Source organism: Brachybacterium timonense, from assembly GCF_900258505.1.
GTDB classification, from domain to species: Bacteria; Actinomycetota; Actinomycetes; order Actinomycetales; family Dermabacteraceae; genus Brachybacterium; species Brachybacterium timonense.
The window spans coordinates 3032301-3047606 of the sequence record NZ_LT984895.1 but is presented as its reverse complement, the minus strand read 5'-3'; the positions used below and the strand labels follow the sequence as shown (position 1 = coordinate 3047606).

At 68.4% G+C, this 15306-nt stretch carries 13 protein-coding genes; 8 read left to right on the top strand and 5 right to left on the bottom strand.

Annotated elements, in window-relative coordinates; translation table 11 throughout:
• The first annotated feature begins 115 nt into the window (after positions 1-115).
• Positions 116-1780, top strand: coding sequence for a hypothetical protein (locus tag C8271_RS13435; RefSeq protein WP_106507726.1), 1665 nt, complete (start codon positions 116-118; stop codon positions 1778-1780).
• Between the two features lie 83 nt (positions 1781-1863).
• Here C8271_RS13435 and C8271_RS13430 read toward each other — a convergent pair whose 3' ends face one another.
• The 5 genes from C8271_RS13430 to C8271_RS13410 form a co-directional block, all read right to left on the bottom strand.
• Entirely contained in the window at positions 1864-2964 is a 1101-nt protein-coding gene (locus C8271_RS13430; RefSeq protein ID WP_106507725.1) for an ABC transporter permease, read from the bottom strand.
• Positions 2964-3968 carry an ABC transporter ATP-binding protein gene (locus C8271_RS13425; RefSeq protein ID WP_245921150.1) on the bottom strand — a complete coding sequence of 335 codons (1005 nt, stop codon included), beginning with the start codon at positions 3966-3968 and terminating at the stop codon, positions 2964-2966. Before C8271_RS13425 ends, C8271_RS13430 begins: the two co-directional genes overlap by 1 nt.
• Before the next feature lie 94 nt (positions 3969-4062).
• Positions 4063-4683 carry a PIN domain-containing protein gene (locus C8271_RS13420; RefSeq protein ID WP_106507723.1) on the bottom strand — a complete coding sequence of 207 codons (621 nt, stop codon included), beginning with the start codon at positions 4681-4683 and terminating at the stop codon, positions 4063-4065.
• Positions 4680-5501: an ImmA/IrrE family metallo-endopeptidase gene (locus tag C8271_RS13415; protein WP_106507722.1), complete on the bottom strand. Its 822-nt coding sequence runs from the start codon at positions 5499-5501 to the stop codon at positions 4680-4682. The genes C8271_RS13420 and C8271_RS13415 overlap by 4 nt, the downstream gene beginning before the upstream one ends.
• Entirely contained in the window at positions 5498-5818 is a 321-nt protein-coding gene (locus C8271_RS13410; protein WP_106508092.1) for a helix-turn-helix domain-containing protein, read from the bottom strand. The genes C8271_RS13415 and C8271_RS13410 overlap by 4 nt, the downstream gene beginning before the upstream one ends.
• 140 nt (positions 5819-5958) lie before the next feature.
• Between C8271_RS13410 and C8271_RS13405 the strand changes: the two genes are divergently transcribed.
• The 7 genes from C8271_RS13405 (at position 5959) to rfbA (ending at position 15285) form a co-directional block, all read left to right on the top strand.
• Complete coding sequence (locus C8271_RS13405) at positions 5959-8295, top strand: NAD(+) synthase (RefSeq protein ID WP_106507721.1); 2337 nt, start codon at positions 5959-5961, stop codon at positions 8293-8295.
• Positions 8296-9082: 787 nt separating this feature from the next.
• Positions 9083-10450, top strand: a complete 1368-nt coding sequence (locus C8271_RS13400; RefSeq protein WP_106507720.1) for an aspartate kinase — start codon at positions 9083-9085, stop codon at positions 10448-10450.
• Positions 10451-10644: 194 nt separating this feature from the next.
• Positions 10645-11757: an aspartate-semialdehyde dehydrogenase gene (locus tag C8271_RS13395; RefSeq protein ID WP_106508091.1), complete on the top strand. Its 1113-nt coding sequence runs from the start codon at positions 10645-10647 to the stop codon at positions 11755-11757.
• On the top strand, positions 11754-12530 hold the full coding sequence (locus C8271_RS13390; RefSeq protein WP_106507719.1) for a TetR/AcrR family transcriptional regulator: 777 nt from the start codon (positions 11754-11756) through the stop codon (positions 12528-12530). Before C8271_RS13395 ends, C8271_RS13390 begins: the two co-directional genes overlap by 4 nt.
• Positions 12531-12697: 167 nt before the next feature.
• Positions 12698-13048 (top strand): PRC-barrel domain-containing protein, encoded by a 351-nt coding sequence (locus C8271_RS13385; RefSeq protein WP_106507718.1) that lies wholly within the window; start codon positions 12698-12700, stop codon positions 13046-13048.
• Positions 13045-14349, top strand: coding sequence for a glycosyltransferase family 4 protein (locus tag C8271_RS13380; protein WP_106507717.1), 1305 nt, complete (start codon positions 13045-13047; stop codon positions 14347-14349). Before C8271_RS13385 ends, C8271_RS13380 begins: the two co-directional genes overlap by 4 nt.
• Positions 14350-14403: 54 nt before the next feature.
• The gene (rfbA, locus tag C8271_RS13375; protein WP_106508090.1) at positions 14404-15285 is read left to right on the top strand and encodes a glucose-1-phosphate thymidylyltransferase RfbA; all 882 of its coding nucleotides are present in this window, start codon (positions 14404-14406) and stop codon (positions 15283-15285) included.
• Positions 15286-15306 lie beyond the last annotated feature (21 nt).

The window sequence follows — 15306 nt, the reverse complement described above, 5'->3', positions numbered from 1 at the left end:
GCGGCCTGGCCCGCCGGGCATGGACACCACCCATCGGCCAGGCTCGCCGGGTATTGACACCACCCAGCGGCCGGGCCCGCCGGTTGGGGGTGGTGCGCTGGACTCGTATCGGCCCATGCCGCCGCTGCTGAACCTGCCACCTCCGCCCCGCGTCGAACCCGAAGACCCAGGCCTGGTGCCGCCAGCGGAGATCCTCGCCGAATCCGTGCGCGCACTCACGAGGCGCCTGCTGCGCCTCAGCGCTGTGCCAGCCGCGATCCTCATCTCTCTGTGGGCACTGCTCTTCCTGATGTACGTCCTGGGTGCCTCCCCGACGATGTGGTTCCTGGCGGCGCTCGCCTCACTGGCCGATCCGAGCTTCTTCCGCTACACCTTCACCGCCCTCGGCTTTTCTACGAACGGGCTGTGGATTACCGCGCTGTTGCTGCCTGCCGGCGCTACGGCCGTGAGCCTCGCCCTGCTGCCGCTGGCAGCCCGCTGGATCGCGGGACTGAACCCACGGGACTTCCTGTCCGAACGAGCCTTCCAGCAGGCTGTGTCCTCCCGCGTCACCTGGGTGCTGATCGCACCTGTGATCCTCACGATCACGCTGCTGCTGCTCGCGATCGCCGTCGGCGCTCCGCTGCAATGGCAGTCCTTCTCGCCGGGACCGTTGTCGATGCTCTGCGCCGCGGTGCTCGCTGTGCAAGGCGCCTTCGTTGGGATTCGTGCGTGGATGCGAGCCGATCGAATCCTGCAGATCCCGTCGGCTGACTCACTCGAGCGCACCGCCCGCATCGACCCTGACCTGGAGAAACGTCACCGCGCTGCTGCCGCGCTGCTTGCCCAGGACCGTCGGCACCTGCCGCCGAACCCCGGCACACCGCAGGCTCGTGCCGCGGCGAGGCCTGCCGGGGCGTGGCGGGCGCTGCGCCTGATCAGTGCCCGCGCACTGGTGTGGGTGCTGCCTGCCATGGCCAGCATCGGCTGGGCCATCTTCGCGATGGTCGACGTCACGCAGGTGTTCTCCGGCATGCTCGAGGAGGACCTGCTGCAGGTGCGCGGTCAGCCGCTGGATAGTTGGATGCTGCTGCTCGGCATCCCCGCGCTGCTCGTGCTCGCAGTCGCCGTGGCATTCGCGCCGGCGCTCGCGGTGCAGCTGGCTGGAACGTCCCGCGAGGGCGTGATCGATCAGCGGCCATACGCCCAGTGGGAGCACCGTGCGCGCGTGAACCGGTGGGAGGCATCGGCCGTGGCGTGGACCGGTGGACTCGTGGCCGGTGCCTGCATCGCGGTGGTGCTCGGGCATGCGCTGCTGACCACCCTGGTGGGGCACTCCACTGCGCTGCTGTGGACCGGCGTGTTTGTGGCTGTGCTGATCATGGCGCCGCTGCTGGCCGGCGCCGCCGTGCACGCGATGCGCTCTGATCTGCGCACCGTGCTGTATGGGCCACCCGGCTGGTACATGCGGCGTGAGACCACGCCAGCCCTGGTGACACCCGATATCGGCACGCGCACACAGCGCGGGCAGGACCCGGCCGTGCGGGCTGCGCTGCGCACCCGGCTGCGCGCCCAAGCAGGTGATCACGAGCTGGAGCTGTTCGACCTCGACGCGGCCGCTGGCGAGAAACTGTGGCTGGACGAGTCGCTGCCCGGCGCGAAGGACACCGATGTGCGCGAGGCCGACGTCGCCCGAGGCATCCTTCCGGACTTCGGGGCTGACGACTCGCCGTTCCAGGCCAGCCCCGAACAGGACCGCACCTCGATTCCGGACACCGTGCGCGGCCTGCAGGAACGCTGACGCGGAGCCCGACGCGCCGCGGGCACGAACGACGCCGTCGGCCGGTGCGCCCGGCCGGTCGGCCGCTGCGCTGACGCGGACGATCAGGCGATACGGGTGCCCTTGCCCAAACGCTTGATCGGCACGGACAGCCGCCACACGGCGGTGGCGAAGGCGCCGCCACCGGCGCTCACCCACATCATCAGACCCAGCGGCCACCGCGGAATACTGCTCGGTTCGCCCAGATCCCGGGGTGCACCGGGGGTGTCGTCGGCGCAGTAATTGAAGTTCGACGGGTGCATCGGAGAGGTGGCATACCGAACCCCGAAACTCAGCAGCCGCAGCAGGTCGGGTGGATCATCAGCCATCTGCCCCGTGGTGGAGGCCTCGCTGAGCTGAGGAGAGACATCCGCGAGCATCACCACAGGGTTTCCCCAGATCAGCGGCTGCGACACGTCGAGACGAATCACCGTGCGCGTTTCGCGCTGTTTCATGCAGAAACGCGGCGCCCACCCTGTTTCCGTGACGTCGGCGCGGTGATCGTACTCCTCGGTCCAGATCGTCACTTCCTTTTCCTGCTGCAGGAATGCCGCACTGGACAGCCACACCGCCGGCAGCATCCCGGTCACCACCGCGACCAGCACATACGTGAGCACCACGGAGCCCAGCTGACGGTTCGTGACAGCGGAAAGACCCAAACCGATCGCTGTCACGCACAGTGCAAGAGCCGCGATCATCGCGAGCACACGCAGCAGGTAGAACGGGCTGATCCCACCCAGCAGCGCCGTGGGCAGGAGTGACGGCAGCGCGAGCGCCAGGAAGGCCAGGCCCGTCATCCATCCGGCGAGCAGCTTTCCGAGCACGATCTCCAGCGGGCTGAGCAATGTGGCCTGGAGCGTGGCGAGCGTGCCAGCAGTGCGGTCCCCGTTGATCGCGCCGGCGGACAGCGCCGGCAGCACCACCAGCATCGCCATCAGCACCATGATCGCCAGCAGGCTGAACATGGCCGCGGCGGTGACGCGGACCGAGCCGACATCAGTGGCCACCATGGAAGCTGCCGCGAGCACGATCGCGCCCATCCCTGCGAGGATCACCGTCCACACGCCAAGTGCGATGTACCAGCGCTTGGAGCGGATCCGCTGCCGCAGCTCAAGGGACATCACCAGCCAGATGCCGCGCGGGCGCAGACTCAGTGCACCATTCATCACAGCGCTCCTTCCCGGTGGGCGGCGGCCGAGGCGAGGTACGCCGCTTCAAGTCGGCCCGTGGCCGGGCCGAAGGACACCACCTGCGCCTGCTGAGCCGTAAGGTCGGCGAGCAGCCGGGCGGCAGTCGCCTCGTCGGGCAGCACCACCGTGGTCTCTGCGTGACCGCTCGTGGAAGCCGACGGATCGCCGACGGGGCTGTGCTGCACCTTCAGCTGAGTAAGGGCCCGTTGCAGGGCGTCGCGATCCAGCGACGCGATCCGCCAGGGCCTCGGGCGGGAGGCCAGCTCACGGATGGAGGCGATGTCCACGGCGCGACCGGCGTCCATGAACACGACATGGTCGGCCATCTCTTCCAGTTCGGACAGGATGTGGCTCGAGATCAGCACGGTGGCACCGGCCGCGGCCTGCTCCCGCACGACATGCAGGAGCCGCTTGCGTGAAGCCGGATCCAGGCCGGAGGCGGGCTCATCGAGGATCAGCACCTGTGGCCGATGCACGAGGGTGCGGGCGAGCCCGAGCCGCTGCTTCTGGCCGCGGGAAAGCACATGCGCGGGCTGCTGTGCGAGCGGCACCAGGTCCATCTGCGCCAACAGCTCCTCCACCCGTTGGTTCACCTGTGCGGTGGGCACGAAGTACGCCTGCCCGGTGACCTGCAGGACCTCGGCCACACGCAGCGAGTCCCAGGCGCCGAACTGGTCGGGCATCCAGCCCACCTGCGCGCGGACCGCGGGGGAGTTCTGGGCGGGATCCACTCCGTTGATGAGCACGCGACCGCTGTCAGGTGCGAGCAGTGAGGCGAGCATGAGCATGAGCGTGGACTTGCCGCAGCCATTGGGGCCGACCAGGGCGGTGACGGAGCCACGTGGTGCGGTGAAGGACAGGTCCTGCACCGCGAGCACGGCCCCGAAGGACCGCCACACGTTCTCCACGCGGATCCCCATCGGATCCACACCCCCACGTGGCCCCTCGGATGCGGCGACCGGTGCCGGTGCGAGAGACATAGCCATACTCTGCCATGCGGCCTGGGTGCTGTCCGGGTGCTCGGGAACGTGTCGGTGGGGCGGGAATCGGTGAGCTCAGCGACGACCTGCGCGGTTAACGACGGTTCCAGGCGGGGAGATCGAGCAATCCCGTCGTCTGCAGCGGCAGAAGCCCGTCATCAAGCGTCCGGAGCCGCTGATAGAGGGCCCGTAGGCTCGCCCGGTCAGGAAGGTGAACACTCCCTGCCGCGCGCTCCAAGACTGTCGTCGTGCTGATGAGGTCGATACGGCCCACGGGACGACCATGCGAGCGCAGTCGCTCGAGTCGTCCCTGCTCGGCGGCTGCGAGGCGGCGCCCCCACTGGTCGTCGATGAGAACGATCATTCGCACACCGCGGTCGGCAGCGACAGCTGCATGGGCGACCACCATGGTTTCGCCGAGGTCCCGGCGCCGCTGATAGCGCTCATCGAGCGGCAGACTAGAGATTCGCTCCACCGCACGCTCGAGCTCCAGCGTCGGATCATCGGGGAGAACCGACATGAGGTGTTCAGGCAGTTTGCGCCAGACCCGGTCGGCTGCCTCGAAACGAGAATCTGCCTGAGCCTTGCGCAGGATCTCCTCCTCGACGCATGCGGGCGCAGACAAGGGGCCGACGGCGCTGAACAGCAAGCGCTCCTTGTGTAAGGCAAGGAAGTTCAGCCCTGGCCCCGCATCGAGGATTGGCCGGGAGCTCACGTCGTGTCATCGCCTTCGTCGAGCTCGCTGAGATCCACCTCGACCGGTGGAAGTGCATCGGCGGGGAGGTCCGTCGGATCGGCTCGGCGAGCGGTGATACCGGCCGCCTGAAAGTCGGCACGGACGGTGGCGACCGGCACCCCGCGGAGCATGGCGATCTTCTGCGCATCGACGACCCCAGCGATGTACCCGTCGATGGCACGTGCAAGGAGGCGACGCGGGGCGCGAGTGCACTGTGATTCCGCAGCCAATGCCGAGTACTGGTCGGACCATCCGAAGCGTGTGGCAAGAGAGCGGGTGCTCAGCGTGGCCCACTCCGAATATGTCTGAGGGCTGACGAAGCCTGCATCCCTGAGCGCGATGGCGGCGATCCGCGGAGAAACGAGGTAGGTCTGCACCACCTCCGACAATTCCGCAGTTGTGACATCCGTACGCTCGCCAAGAAGTGTCATGACTCCCTCCTGCGGCACCAGGAGGTGTCGGGCGAAGGCATCAGCCCGAATCTCGGCGGCCGGTCGCTTGCCAACGGCAAGTTCGGCGTCGCCGAAGAGGACATGCGCGAGTTCGTGCGCAAGTGTGCTGCGCTGCCGCATCGGGTGAGGCGTGGTGGCGACGCCGATGAAGGTGACGTCTCGTTGGGGATCGCGAACGGTCAGCCCATGCTCGTTCTCTCCTGCGTTGAGAACCGCGACGTCGTGACCGGTTGCGCGTTCGATCAGGCTGATGAGATCTCTGATTGGCTGGGTGCCGAGGTTGTTCTCCGCTCGGAAGGCTTCAGCGCACTGCCGAGCTTCATGCTCGTTCCGGCTCGCAGTCACGCAAGGAACCCCTGGTCGGCGAGGTCGGCATCGAGGTCCACGAACTGGACGAGACGGCGGCGCATTGTCGTCATGTCGGCGCCGTCGGTGGATCGTGCGGTGCACACCACCCGGCTCTCTGCGCCGTTGCCCGTCAGTGTGCTCAGAGGGCAGCCGAGCGCATCGGCGAGCAGAACGAGTTCGGTCAGCTTCGCTGATCGCTCCCCCGACATTAGGCGGCTGAGCGTGGACTGCGAGATACCGGTGCGGCTGGCGAGCTGGCGCTGTGAGATTCCTGCTTCTTGGCAGGCGTTGGTCAGGATTGACGCAGTGGACACGGTGACCTCCGGATCAATGATCACACCCCCTGAATCACTTGCAGGAAAGTGATTCAATCGTAGATCAATCCGGGAGCCCCGTCGACAGGTTGTGGATGACGTCGCACTGGGGAGGACCTGCCGCAGCTAGGCTCAGGCCCATGAGCACCGCTGACGCAGATGCCACCGCACGCGCTGCCGCACCCGGCCAGGCAGGGCAGCCCGAGATCCGCGACCCGCACGCATCGGTCTACGACCATGGCTTCGCCCGCGTCGCCGCGGTGACGTTGCCCGTCGCTCTCGCCGACCCGGCCGAGAACGCGACGCGCCACCTTGAGGCCCTGCGTGACCTGCACGATCAGCAGGTGGCTCTCGCCGTCTTCCCGGAACTCAGCCTCACCGGCTACTCCCTGGATGACCTCGTGCTGCAGACCCCCCTGCTGGAGGCTGTGCTCGACGCGATTGAGACCCTGCGTGAGGCGAGCCGCGAGCTGATGCCGGTCGTCGTCGTCGGCGCCCCGTTGCAGGTCCGCTCGCGGCTGATGAACTGCGCGGTCGCGATCCACCGCGGCGAGGTCATCGCGATCGTGCCGAAGAAGAACCTGGCCAACTATCGCGAGTTCTACGAGCGCCGCTGGTACGCCCCCGGCGACGACGCCTGCGAGGACTGGGCGACGGTGCATCTCCGCGACGGGGACACCCCGGTGCGCCCTCACGGCCTGATCGACGTGGAGGATGTGCCGGGCCTTGTCATCGGCATCGAGGTGTGCGAGGACATGTGGGTGCCGATCCCACCGTCGGCTGAGGCTGCGCTCGCCGGTGCCACCGTTATCGCGAACCTCTCCGGCTCCCCGATCACCGTCGGCCGCGCTGAGGACCGCAAGCTCCTGGCCCGCTCCGCCTCCGCCCGCTGCGTCGCCGCCTACCTCTACGCCGCGGCCGGCGAGGGCGAGTCCACCACCGACCTCGCCTGGGACGGCCAGACCTTCGTGTACGAATGCGGCGACCTGCTCGGCGAGTCCGAGCGCTTCGCCCCCGGCGTGACCGCCACCATCGTGGACGTGGACCTCGATCGGATCGCAGGCGAGCGCCTGCGGCAGGGCAGTTTCGACGACAACCGCCGTACGCACGCTGAGGCCGTCGAGCAGTGGAAGACGGAGCAGGGCATCCTGCTGCACGGAGTGGAGGACTGCGGGGAACCCTGGCTCCACGATGCCGCACCGTCGCCGGAGGCCGCGCTTGTCGGAGATGCTGTCGGCGACCGTGATGGGAAGGACTCCGCCGACTCGGGTGGCACCCCCGACGCTCCCGCTGTCGCCCGCGACACTCCTGCTGTTGCCTACCGCACCGGGTGCAGCGGGGAGGGCGGCGGCCTGCCCGCCCCGGCCACGGGCCCGCTGCGTCGGCCGCTGGCTCGCTTCCCCTTCGTGCCCGCAGACCCGGCGCGCCTGGCCCAGGACTGCTACGAGGCGTACAACATCCAGGTGGCAGGCCTTGTGCAGCGTCTGCGCGCCATCGGCGGCGGACAGCGTGGCGGCACCAAGCCCGTCATCGGCGTCTCTGGCGGCCTTGATTCCACACATGCCCTGATCGTGTGCGCTCGCGCCATGGACCTGCTGGGCCGTGACCGTTCCGAGATCCTCGCGTACACGATGCCGGGATTCGCCACCACCGAGCACACCCGGTCCAACGCGCAGAAGCTCGCCGAGGCGCTCGGCTGTTCCTTCGAAACGATCGACATCCGCCCTGCCTGCACCCAGATGCTCAGGGACATGGGGCACCCCGCGGGTGACGGCGAACCCGTCTACGACGTCACCTTCGAGAATGTCCAGGCCGGCATGCGATACGACTATCTGTTCCGCCTGGCCAACCATCACGGCGGCATCGTGGTGGGCACCGGCGACCTCTCCGAGCTGGCGCTGGGCTGGTGCACCTACGGCGTGGGCGACCAGATGAGCCACTACACGGTGAATTCCGGTGTGCCCAAGACCCTCATCCAGCATCTGATCCGCTGGGTGATCGCGGAAGGGCTGTTCGATGAGGACACCGTCGATGTGCTGCAGGCAGTGCTGGACACCGAGATCACACCCGAGCTGATCCCCCATCAGGAGGGGGAGAAGGCGCAGTCCACCGAGGACTCCATCGGCCCCTACGCCCTGCACGACTTCACGCTGTACCACCTGCTGCGCCGCGGCTATGGGCCCGGCAAGATCGCCTACCTCGCCCACCAGACCTGGGGCGACGCAGAGGCGGGGGACTGGCCGGCCGGTTTCGCGGCCGACGACAAACGCGCCTTCACCCGTGCCGAGATCAAACACTGGCTCACGGTGTTCCACAAGCGGTTCTTCGCCAACCAGTTCAAGCGCTCGGCCGTGCCGAACGGGCCGAAGGTGCTGGCCGGCGGCTCACTCTCGCCGCGTGGGGACTGGCGCGCCCCGGCAGACGTCTCCAGCCGTGCCTGGCTCGACGCCCTCGAACGGGACGTGCCGGGGGAGTGACGCCCGACGGCGGATCCCCAGCCTGACTCGGCACCCGGCTCGCCCGCTCGGGTGTCTTTCCGGCCTCGCCATGGCCCGGCTCGGCCTCGTCCGTCGACTGGCATGTCCAGGCACCGGTCCGGTCTTGCCATGGCACCGGGTCGGCCTCGCCCCCGTCGGCTGGCGTGCCCGGGCGCCGCCGGCCCCGTGCGGCCGGGGTGTGAGGGCTCGAGTTGCGGGTGCGGTGGTTCATGCGTGGCGTTATTCGTGGGGCCGCGGCTATATCGCCACGGCTTCGTGAATACGTCCACGAAACGACACGCGGCGCCCGGGCACGCCAGCCGACGGGGGCGAGGCCGACCCGGTGCCATGGCAAGACCGGACCNTAGGGTAATGGTCGACTGGATGGTACTGATGAGTGTGAATAGTAACAGGTATCTGTGCAGTGGAGAATTTGGAGTTGTGATAGGTGGCGAAGAATGTGATGGCTTGAGCTTGTTTTTCTAAGGAAGCGGCGCCCACCAAGAGCTGCACAGGGTGGTCCGTCGGCCGCGTCAGAGGGGAATAAGACACGGCCCTCCCGCCCGCACCGGCACACGACCGACCGGTCACGTGGCACGCCGGTGGACGCATGCGCCGTGAGCGGCCCTGAGTAGGATGGTGCAGGTCCTGCACGCCGAGCAGACTGGTCCGCACCAGCGGCCAGGGTGCCGACGCCAACGGCTCGGGCACCCGCTCCAGCGGCCAGGGCGCCTGCGCCGACGGCCTCGGTGGTCCCGCGAGCGAATGGAACGGAGGAGCCGAGCGTATGAGCCTGGTGGTCCAGAAATATGGCGGGTCCTCCGTCGCGGACGCGGAGTCGATCAAGCGCGTCGCCCGCCGCATCGCCGAGTACGCCCACGCTGGTCACCGTGTCGTGGTGGTGGTCTCTGCGATGGGTGACACCACCGATGACCTCATCGACCTGGCCGGCTCGATCACCGACGCACCGCCGCCGCGTGAGCTGGACATGCTGCTGACCGCCGGTGAGCGGATCTCGATGGCGGTGCTGTCGATGGCGCTGAACGAGCTGGGCGTTGACGCCCGCGCGTACACGGGCTCGCAGGCTGGTCTGATTACCGATAGCGACCATGGCCGTGCCCACATCATGAAGGTCACCCCCGGCCGCATCTCGGCGGCGCTCGATGAGGGGTCGGTGGCGATCGTCGCCGGTTTCCAGGGCGTGTCCGACGAGTCCAAGGAGATCACCACGCTGGGTCGCGGCGGCTCGGACACGACGGCGGTGGCGCTCGCCGCTGCCTTGAAGGCCGACGTCTGCGAGATCTACTCGGACGTGGACGGCGTGTTCACGGCGGATCCGCGGATCGTGCCGTCGGCCCGTCGGGTGCCGCTGATCTCCTGCGAGGAGATGCTGGACCTGGCCGCCAATGGAGCCAAGATCCTGATGGTGCGCAGCGTCGAGTACGGCCGCCGGTACGGGGTCCCCTTGCACGTGCGCTCGTCGTTCTCGGGTCGTCTGGGCACGATCGTGTCCGACGACCTCGAGCGCGAGATCCCCATCGACCCGGGCGTCGTCGTCCGGACCGCGGATGTCGCCAGGCGCGACGCCGCCGACCCGACCAAGGAGGTTCCCGTGGACAAACATCTGGACCCGGGCCTGGAGGCCCCGATCATCTCCGGCGTCACCCACGACCGCACGCAGGGGAAGATCACGGTCGTCGAGGTGCCGGACGTGCCCGGCAAGGCCGCGCTGCTGTTCGACGTGGTCGCGAACTCGGGCGCGAACATCGACATGATCGTGCAGAACACATCCACGACCGACGACACGGTGGCGATCTCCCTGACTCTCCCGGAGGCCGACGCCGACGCGGCGATCCACGCGATCGAGGCCGCGCATGAGGCGATCGGGTACACCGAGGTGCGGTACACGGATCAGATCGGGAAGCTGTCGGTGGTCGGGGCCGGCATGAAGTCCTCGCCGGGTGTGTCTGCCACGCTGTTCCGGTCGCTCGGGGAGGCGGGTATCAACATCGACATGATCTCGACGTCGGAGATCCGCATCTCGGTGGTGACGGAGCTGTCGCGGCTGGATGAGGCCGTGCGCGCGGTCCACACGGCGTTCGGTCTGGATGCTCAGCAGGCGGAGGCTGTGGTCTACGGAGGGACGGGACGATGAGCGAGAACCAGCAGGTGCCCGAGGCGCAGGGCGGATCGGCCGACGGGTCAGTGCAGGCGCACCCGGCAACGAGCGCGCCAGCCGACGCGGCAGCGCAGGCACACCCGGCAACGAGCGCGCCAGCCGACGCGGCAGCGCAGGCACACCCGGCAACGAGCGCGCCGGCAGACGGGGCAGCGCAGGCACACCCGGCAATGACTGCAGCCGGGCAGCCCTCCGACGCGTCGGCCGGTGACACGCCTCCCCAGCGCAGCACCGCCCCCGTGATCGGCGTGGTCGGCGCCACCGGCCAGGTGGGCCGCGTGATGCTGACGCTGTTGGCCGAGCGGAAGGTGCCGCACAGTCGCGTGCGTGCCTTCGCCTCGGCTCGCTCCGCCGGCTCGACGGTGCCGTTCAACGGCGGTGAGCTGCTGGTGGAGGACGTCGAGACGGCGGACATCACCAGTGATAGCAGCCGCGTCGACATCGCGATCTTCTCCGCGGGTGGGGAGGCGTCGCGTCGGCTGGCCCCGCGCTTCGCGGCGGCCGGCGCCGTGGTGGTGGACAACTCTTCCGCGTGGCGCCGCGATCCCGAGGTGCCGCTTGTGGTGGCTGAGGTGAACCCTGCTGACCTGGAGAACCGCCCGAAGGGCATCATCGCGAACCCGAACTGCACCACGATGGCGGCGATGCCGGCGTTGAAGGTGCTCTCCGACGAGGCAGGGCTCGAGCGGCTGAAGGTCGCGACGTATCAGGCGGTCTCCGGCTCCGGCGTGAAGGGCGTGGCGGAGCTCGCCACCCAGCTGCGTGCGGGCGCTGACCGGATGGAGGAGCTGGCCCTGGACGGTTCCGCCGTGGAGCTGGGGCAGCCTGCGGCGTATGTCGCCCCAATCGCGTTCAACGTGCTGGCCATGGCCGGAAGCCTGGTGGACGACGGCTCCGGGGAGACCGATGAGGAGCAGAAGCTGCGCCATGAGTCTCGCAAGATCCTGGGTCTGCCCGATCTCGCAGTCGCGGGCACATGCGTGCGTGTACCCGTGGTGACGGGGCATGCTTTAGCGATCCACGCGGAGTTCGAGCGGCCCATCACCCCGGAGCGCGCCCGCGAGCTGTTCGCGGATGCCGATGGTGTGTCCCTCGTGGATCTGCCCATGCCGCTTGAGGCCGCGGGCCGGGACGGCACGTTCGTGGGTCGTATCCGCCAGGACCAGTCGGTGCCCGACGGCCGTGGCCTGGTGCTGTTTGCTGTGGCTGACAATCTCCGCAAGGGCGCTGCCCTGAACACCGTGCAGATCACTGAGCTTCTTGCGCGAAAGTTGGATGCATGACGAACCCTGCCCTGTCCGGCGCAGTCGGCCCGTCGCCGAGCCCGGGCCCCGGTCCGGCGCCGCTGTCGACCGCACTGTCGGACCGAGCGGGTGAGGCCGGCGTGCATGGCCCGGAGATCGGGGATCCGCTCACGAAGGCGTTGCTGAGCTTGGATTCGATCAGCGCTGATGTGCCCGAGGGGGCTGTGACCCGCCGCAGCCCGTCGCGACGCGAGGAGATCCTGGATGGGGCCGCTGCGCTGTTCGCTGAGCGCGGCTACCACGGGGCGAGCCTGCGGGACATTTCCCGGCGCGTGGGTATCTCGCATCCGGGGATGCTGCATCACTTCGCCTCGAAGGACGCGCTGCTGGGTGCTGTGATCGATCGGCTGGAGCAGCATGCGCAGGGGCTGATCGATGCCACGGGGGAGCTGAAGCGTTCACCGCAGGCGTTGCTGGCGGCTCTGGCCGGGGTGTGGAATCCGACGACTCATCTGATGACGCTGCTGGCCACGCTGTCGGCGGAGACGGTGAACCCGGAGCATCCGGGGCGGTTCCGCATCGCCCGGCTGCGTCTGGTGCATGAGCATGTCATCGAGCAGGTCCTCGCGTCCTTCCAGGAGCGCGGCCTGCTGGTGGAGGGTGCTGACCCGTCATTCCTCGCACGCACGACGGTGTCGGTGATGCTGAGCCTGTCGGTGCGCGAGAACTCGGTGCGGGCGTTGCAGAAGAACGGTGACGGCGACCCGGTGCAGGATCTGCAGCAGCTGGTGCGTTCGTTCCTGCGTGACTGAACACCGGCCGATTGCGCGGGCGGTATCGGCCGACGGGTCCGCCCGGTGACCCCGCGGCGAAGCGCACCCTGTGATGCATGAGGGCGAGATCCGGTACAGCCGCACGGTGGGCGTCTCACCGCCCGATCGGCCGGGTGACGCGGTCGAACACGTGTCATCATGAACCCATGTCCGGCAACACCGTGCCCAGCGCCCACCTGGCGTCCGCCTTGGTGCGCACTGCCGAGGGGGAGGTCGTGGGCCGGGTGCGCGATGTGTTCTGCACCGATGCGAGCGGTGACCTCGCTGCGGTGACCGTCGCCCGGGGCCGGATCCGCACCCGTCAGGTGCTGCTTCCGGCCGCTGCCGTGGAGCTGGTGAGGACGTCAGAGGATCGCGACGGTATCGAACTGCGGCTGCGTATCCCGCGCAGCGCCCTGGATTGCGCCGCTGTGCCCCCGGAGACCGGGCATGTGAGTCGGCAGGAGCTTGTGGAGGCGGCCCGCGCCGTCGGCATCGAGGAGCCAGCCACTCTGTGAAGATCCTGCTTATCACGCACTATTACGCGCCGGAGTTCGGGGCGCCGCAGCGCCGGTGGTCGGCTCTGATCCAACGGTTTATCGCTGCGGGGCATCAGGTGACTGTGTCTGCGCCGGTGCCGCATTACCCGCGTGGTCTGCCGACGGCGCGTGAGCGGCGCGAGCATCCGATCGGTGCGGTGGAGCGCGGCGAGTATGGCGAGACGGTGCTTCGCACGGCGTATCTGCCGCATCGCGCCGACATCATCTCCCGCACCGCTGATCACCTGGTGGCGTCGGCCGACGCGGCCTGTCGGCTGGCGCTGCGGTTCCAGCGGCGTGACCATCGACCGGACGTGATCGTGGCGACCGCACCGGCGATCCCCTCACTGATGGTGGGCTCTTTGCTGGCTGCCATGTGGCGAGTGCCGTTGGTGGCGGAGATGCGGGATGCGTGGCCGGATCTGGTCACGCATGTGGGCCCGTCGGCTGCTGTGCCGAAGGAGCTCGCGCATCCGCCGCGGCCTTCAACGGCCAAGCGGGCCCTGGGTTTGGCGGTCGGGATTGCGAAGGGCCAGGTGCACAGGGCGGTGACGTCGTGGCAGCGCGGTGCCGCTGAGGTGGTCACCACCACGCAGCGGTTCGCCGACGTGCTGCAGATGCGCGGTATCGCACTTGCGGAAGTTGTGCGCAATGGCAGTGACCTCTCCCGGGTGCAGCTGCAGCACGATCACCCGGCGGGCGATCATGAGGAGCTGCGCTGCCTGTACCTCGGCAATATGGGTCGTTCGCAGGGGCTTCAGACGGTGGTGCGAGCTGCGGCGCAGCTGCACGCGGAGGGTGTGAAGCTCCATGTGCGAATGGTGGGCCACGGTGTGGAGGCTGGAGCGCTCGCGGACCTCGCGAAGGAGCTGCGCGCCCCGGTGAGCGTGCATGAACGGATTCCGCACCATTCGGTGGCGGACGAGTACGCATGGGCGGACACGGTGATCGTCTCGCTGCGGGATTGGGAGCCGTTCGCGTGGACGATCCCGTCGAAGCTGTACGAGCTGCTGGCGGTGGGGCGCCACATCACAGCGCTGCTCGCCGGTGAAGCGGCCGACGTGGTGCGTGAAAGCGGCGCCGGGGACGTGCTGCCGCCCGGGGACACGGACGCCCTGGTGGAGCTGTGGCGCCAGTGCGCGGCTGATCGTGAGCGGGTGCGGGTGCGCTCCTCGAGCCGCGACTGGGTCGCTGCGCACGCCGACGATGATTTGCTGGCCCAGCGGTATCTGCAGATCCTGCACAAGGTTGTCGAGCGCGGGCGGTCGGGCCGGCGCTGATCGGCGACGTGAGCATGCCGCACGACACTACGCGTGCTTGACATACTGGCGTCCATGAAGGGCATCATCCTCGCCGGTGGCACCGGTACGCGCCTGCATCCGCTCACGATCGGTGTCTCGAAGCAGCTGATGCCGGTGTACGACAAGCCGATGATCTACTATCCGCTGTCCACGCTGATGCTCGCGGGCATCCGGGACATCCTGGTCATCACCACGCCGCATGACCAGGAGGCGTTCCAGCGGGTACTGGGAGACGGCAGCCGCTTCGGCGTGAGCCTCTCGTACGTTGTGCAGCCGTCTCCCGATGGTCTGGCGCAGGCGTTCCTGCTCGGTGAGGAGTTCTTGGCGGGGGAGCGGGCAGCGCTTGTCCTGGGCGACAACCTGTTCTACGGCTACGGCATGGGTACGCAGTTGCGCCGTTACGCCGAGGTCGACGGTGCGGCGGTGTTTGGTTACTGGGTGAAGAACCCCAGCGCCTACGGCGTGGTGGAGGTGGACGCATCAGGGCGGGCGGTGTCACTGGAGGAGAAACCTGACCAGCCGCGCTCGAATCTTGCTGTGCCGGGCTTGTACTTCTACGACCAGACCGTGGTGGAGCGGGCGCGAGCGTTGAGGCCGTCGGCCCGCGGCGAGTTGGAGATCACGGACCTGAACCGCAGCTACCTTGACGAAGGCACCCTGCATGTCGAGGTACTCACCCGAGGCACAGCCTGGCTGGATACCGGCACGTTCGATGATCTCGCTGCAGCCGGAGAGTTCATCCGTACTGTGCAGAAGCGGCAGGGTCTCTCGATCGGCGCCCCGGAGGAGGTCGCCTGGCGGATGGGCTACCTCTCTGATGATGAGCTGCGTGAGCGGGCTGAGCCGCTGGTGAAGTCCGGGTACGGACGGTATCTGATCGATGTGCTGGAGCGGGAACGCGCCGGCCAGCGCTGAGGGATGCATGCTCTGCGCCCT

What these genes read in the sequence shown, in the direction of transcription:
- C8271_RS13435 (WP_106507726.1), top strand. Translation starts at nt 116, where the DNA reads ATGCCGCCGCTGCTGAACCTGCCACCTCCGCCCCGCGTCGAACCCGAA.
- C8271_RS13430 (WP_106507725.1), bottom strand. Translation starts at nt 2,964, where the DNA reads ATGAATGGTGCACTGAGTCTGCGCCCGCGCGGCATCTGGCTGGTGATG.
- C8271_RS13425 (WP_245921150.1), bottom strand. Translation starts at nt 3,968, where the DNA reads ATGTCTCTCGCACCGGCACCGGTCGCCGCATCCGAGGGGCCACGTGGG.
- C8271_RS13405 (WP_106507721.1), top strand. Translation starts at nt 5,959, where the DNA reads ATGAGCACCGCTGACGCAGATGCCACCGCACGCGCTGCCGCACCCGGC.
- C8271_RS13400 (WP_106507720.1), top strand. Translation starts at nt 9,083, where the DNA reads ATGAGCCTGGTGGTCCAGAAATATGGCGGGTCCTCCGTCGCGGACGCG.
- C8271_RS13395 (WP_106508091.1), top strand. Translation starts at nt 10,645, where the DNA reads ATGACTGCAGCCGGGCAGCCCTCCGACGCGTCGGCCGGTGACACGCCT.
- C8271_RS13390 (WP_106507719.1), top strand. Translation starts at nt 11,754, where the DNA reads ATGACGAACCCTGCCCTGTCCGGCGCAGTCGGCCCGTCGCCGAGCCCG.
- C8271_RS13385 (WP_106507718.1), top strand. Translation starts at nt 12,698, where the DNA reads ATGTCCGGCAACACCGTGCCCAGCGCCCACCTGGCGTCCGCCTTGGTG.
- rfbA (WP_106508090.1), top strand. Translation starts at nt 14,404, where the DNA reads ATGAAGGGCATCATCCTCGCCGGTGGCACCGGTACGCGCCTGCATCCG.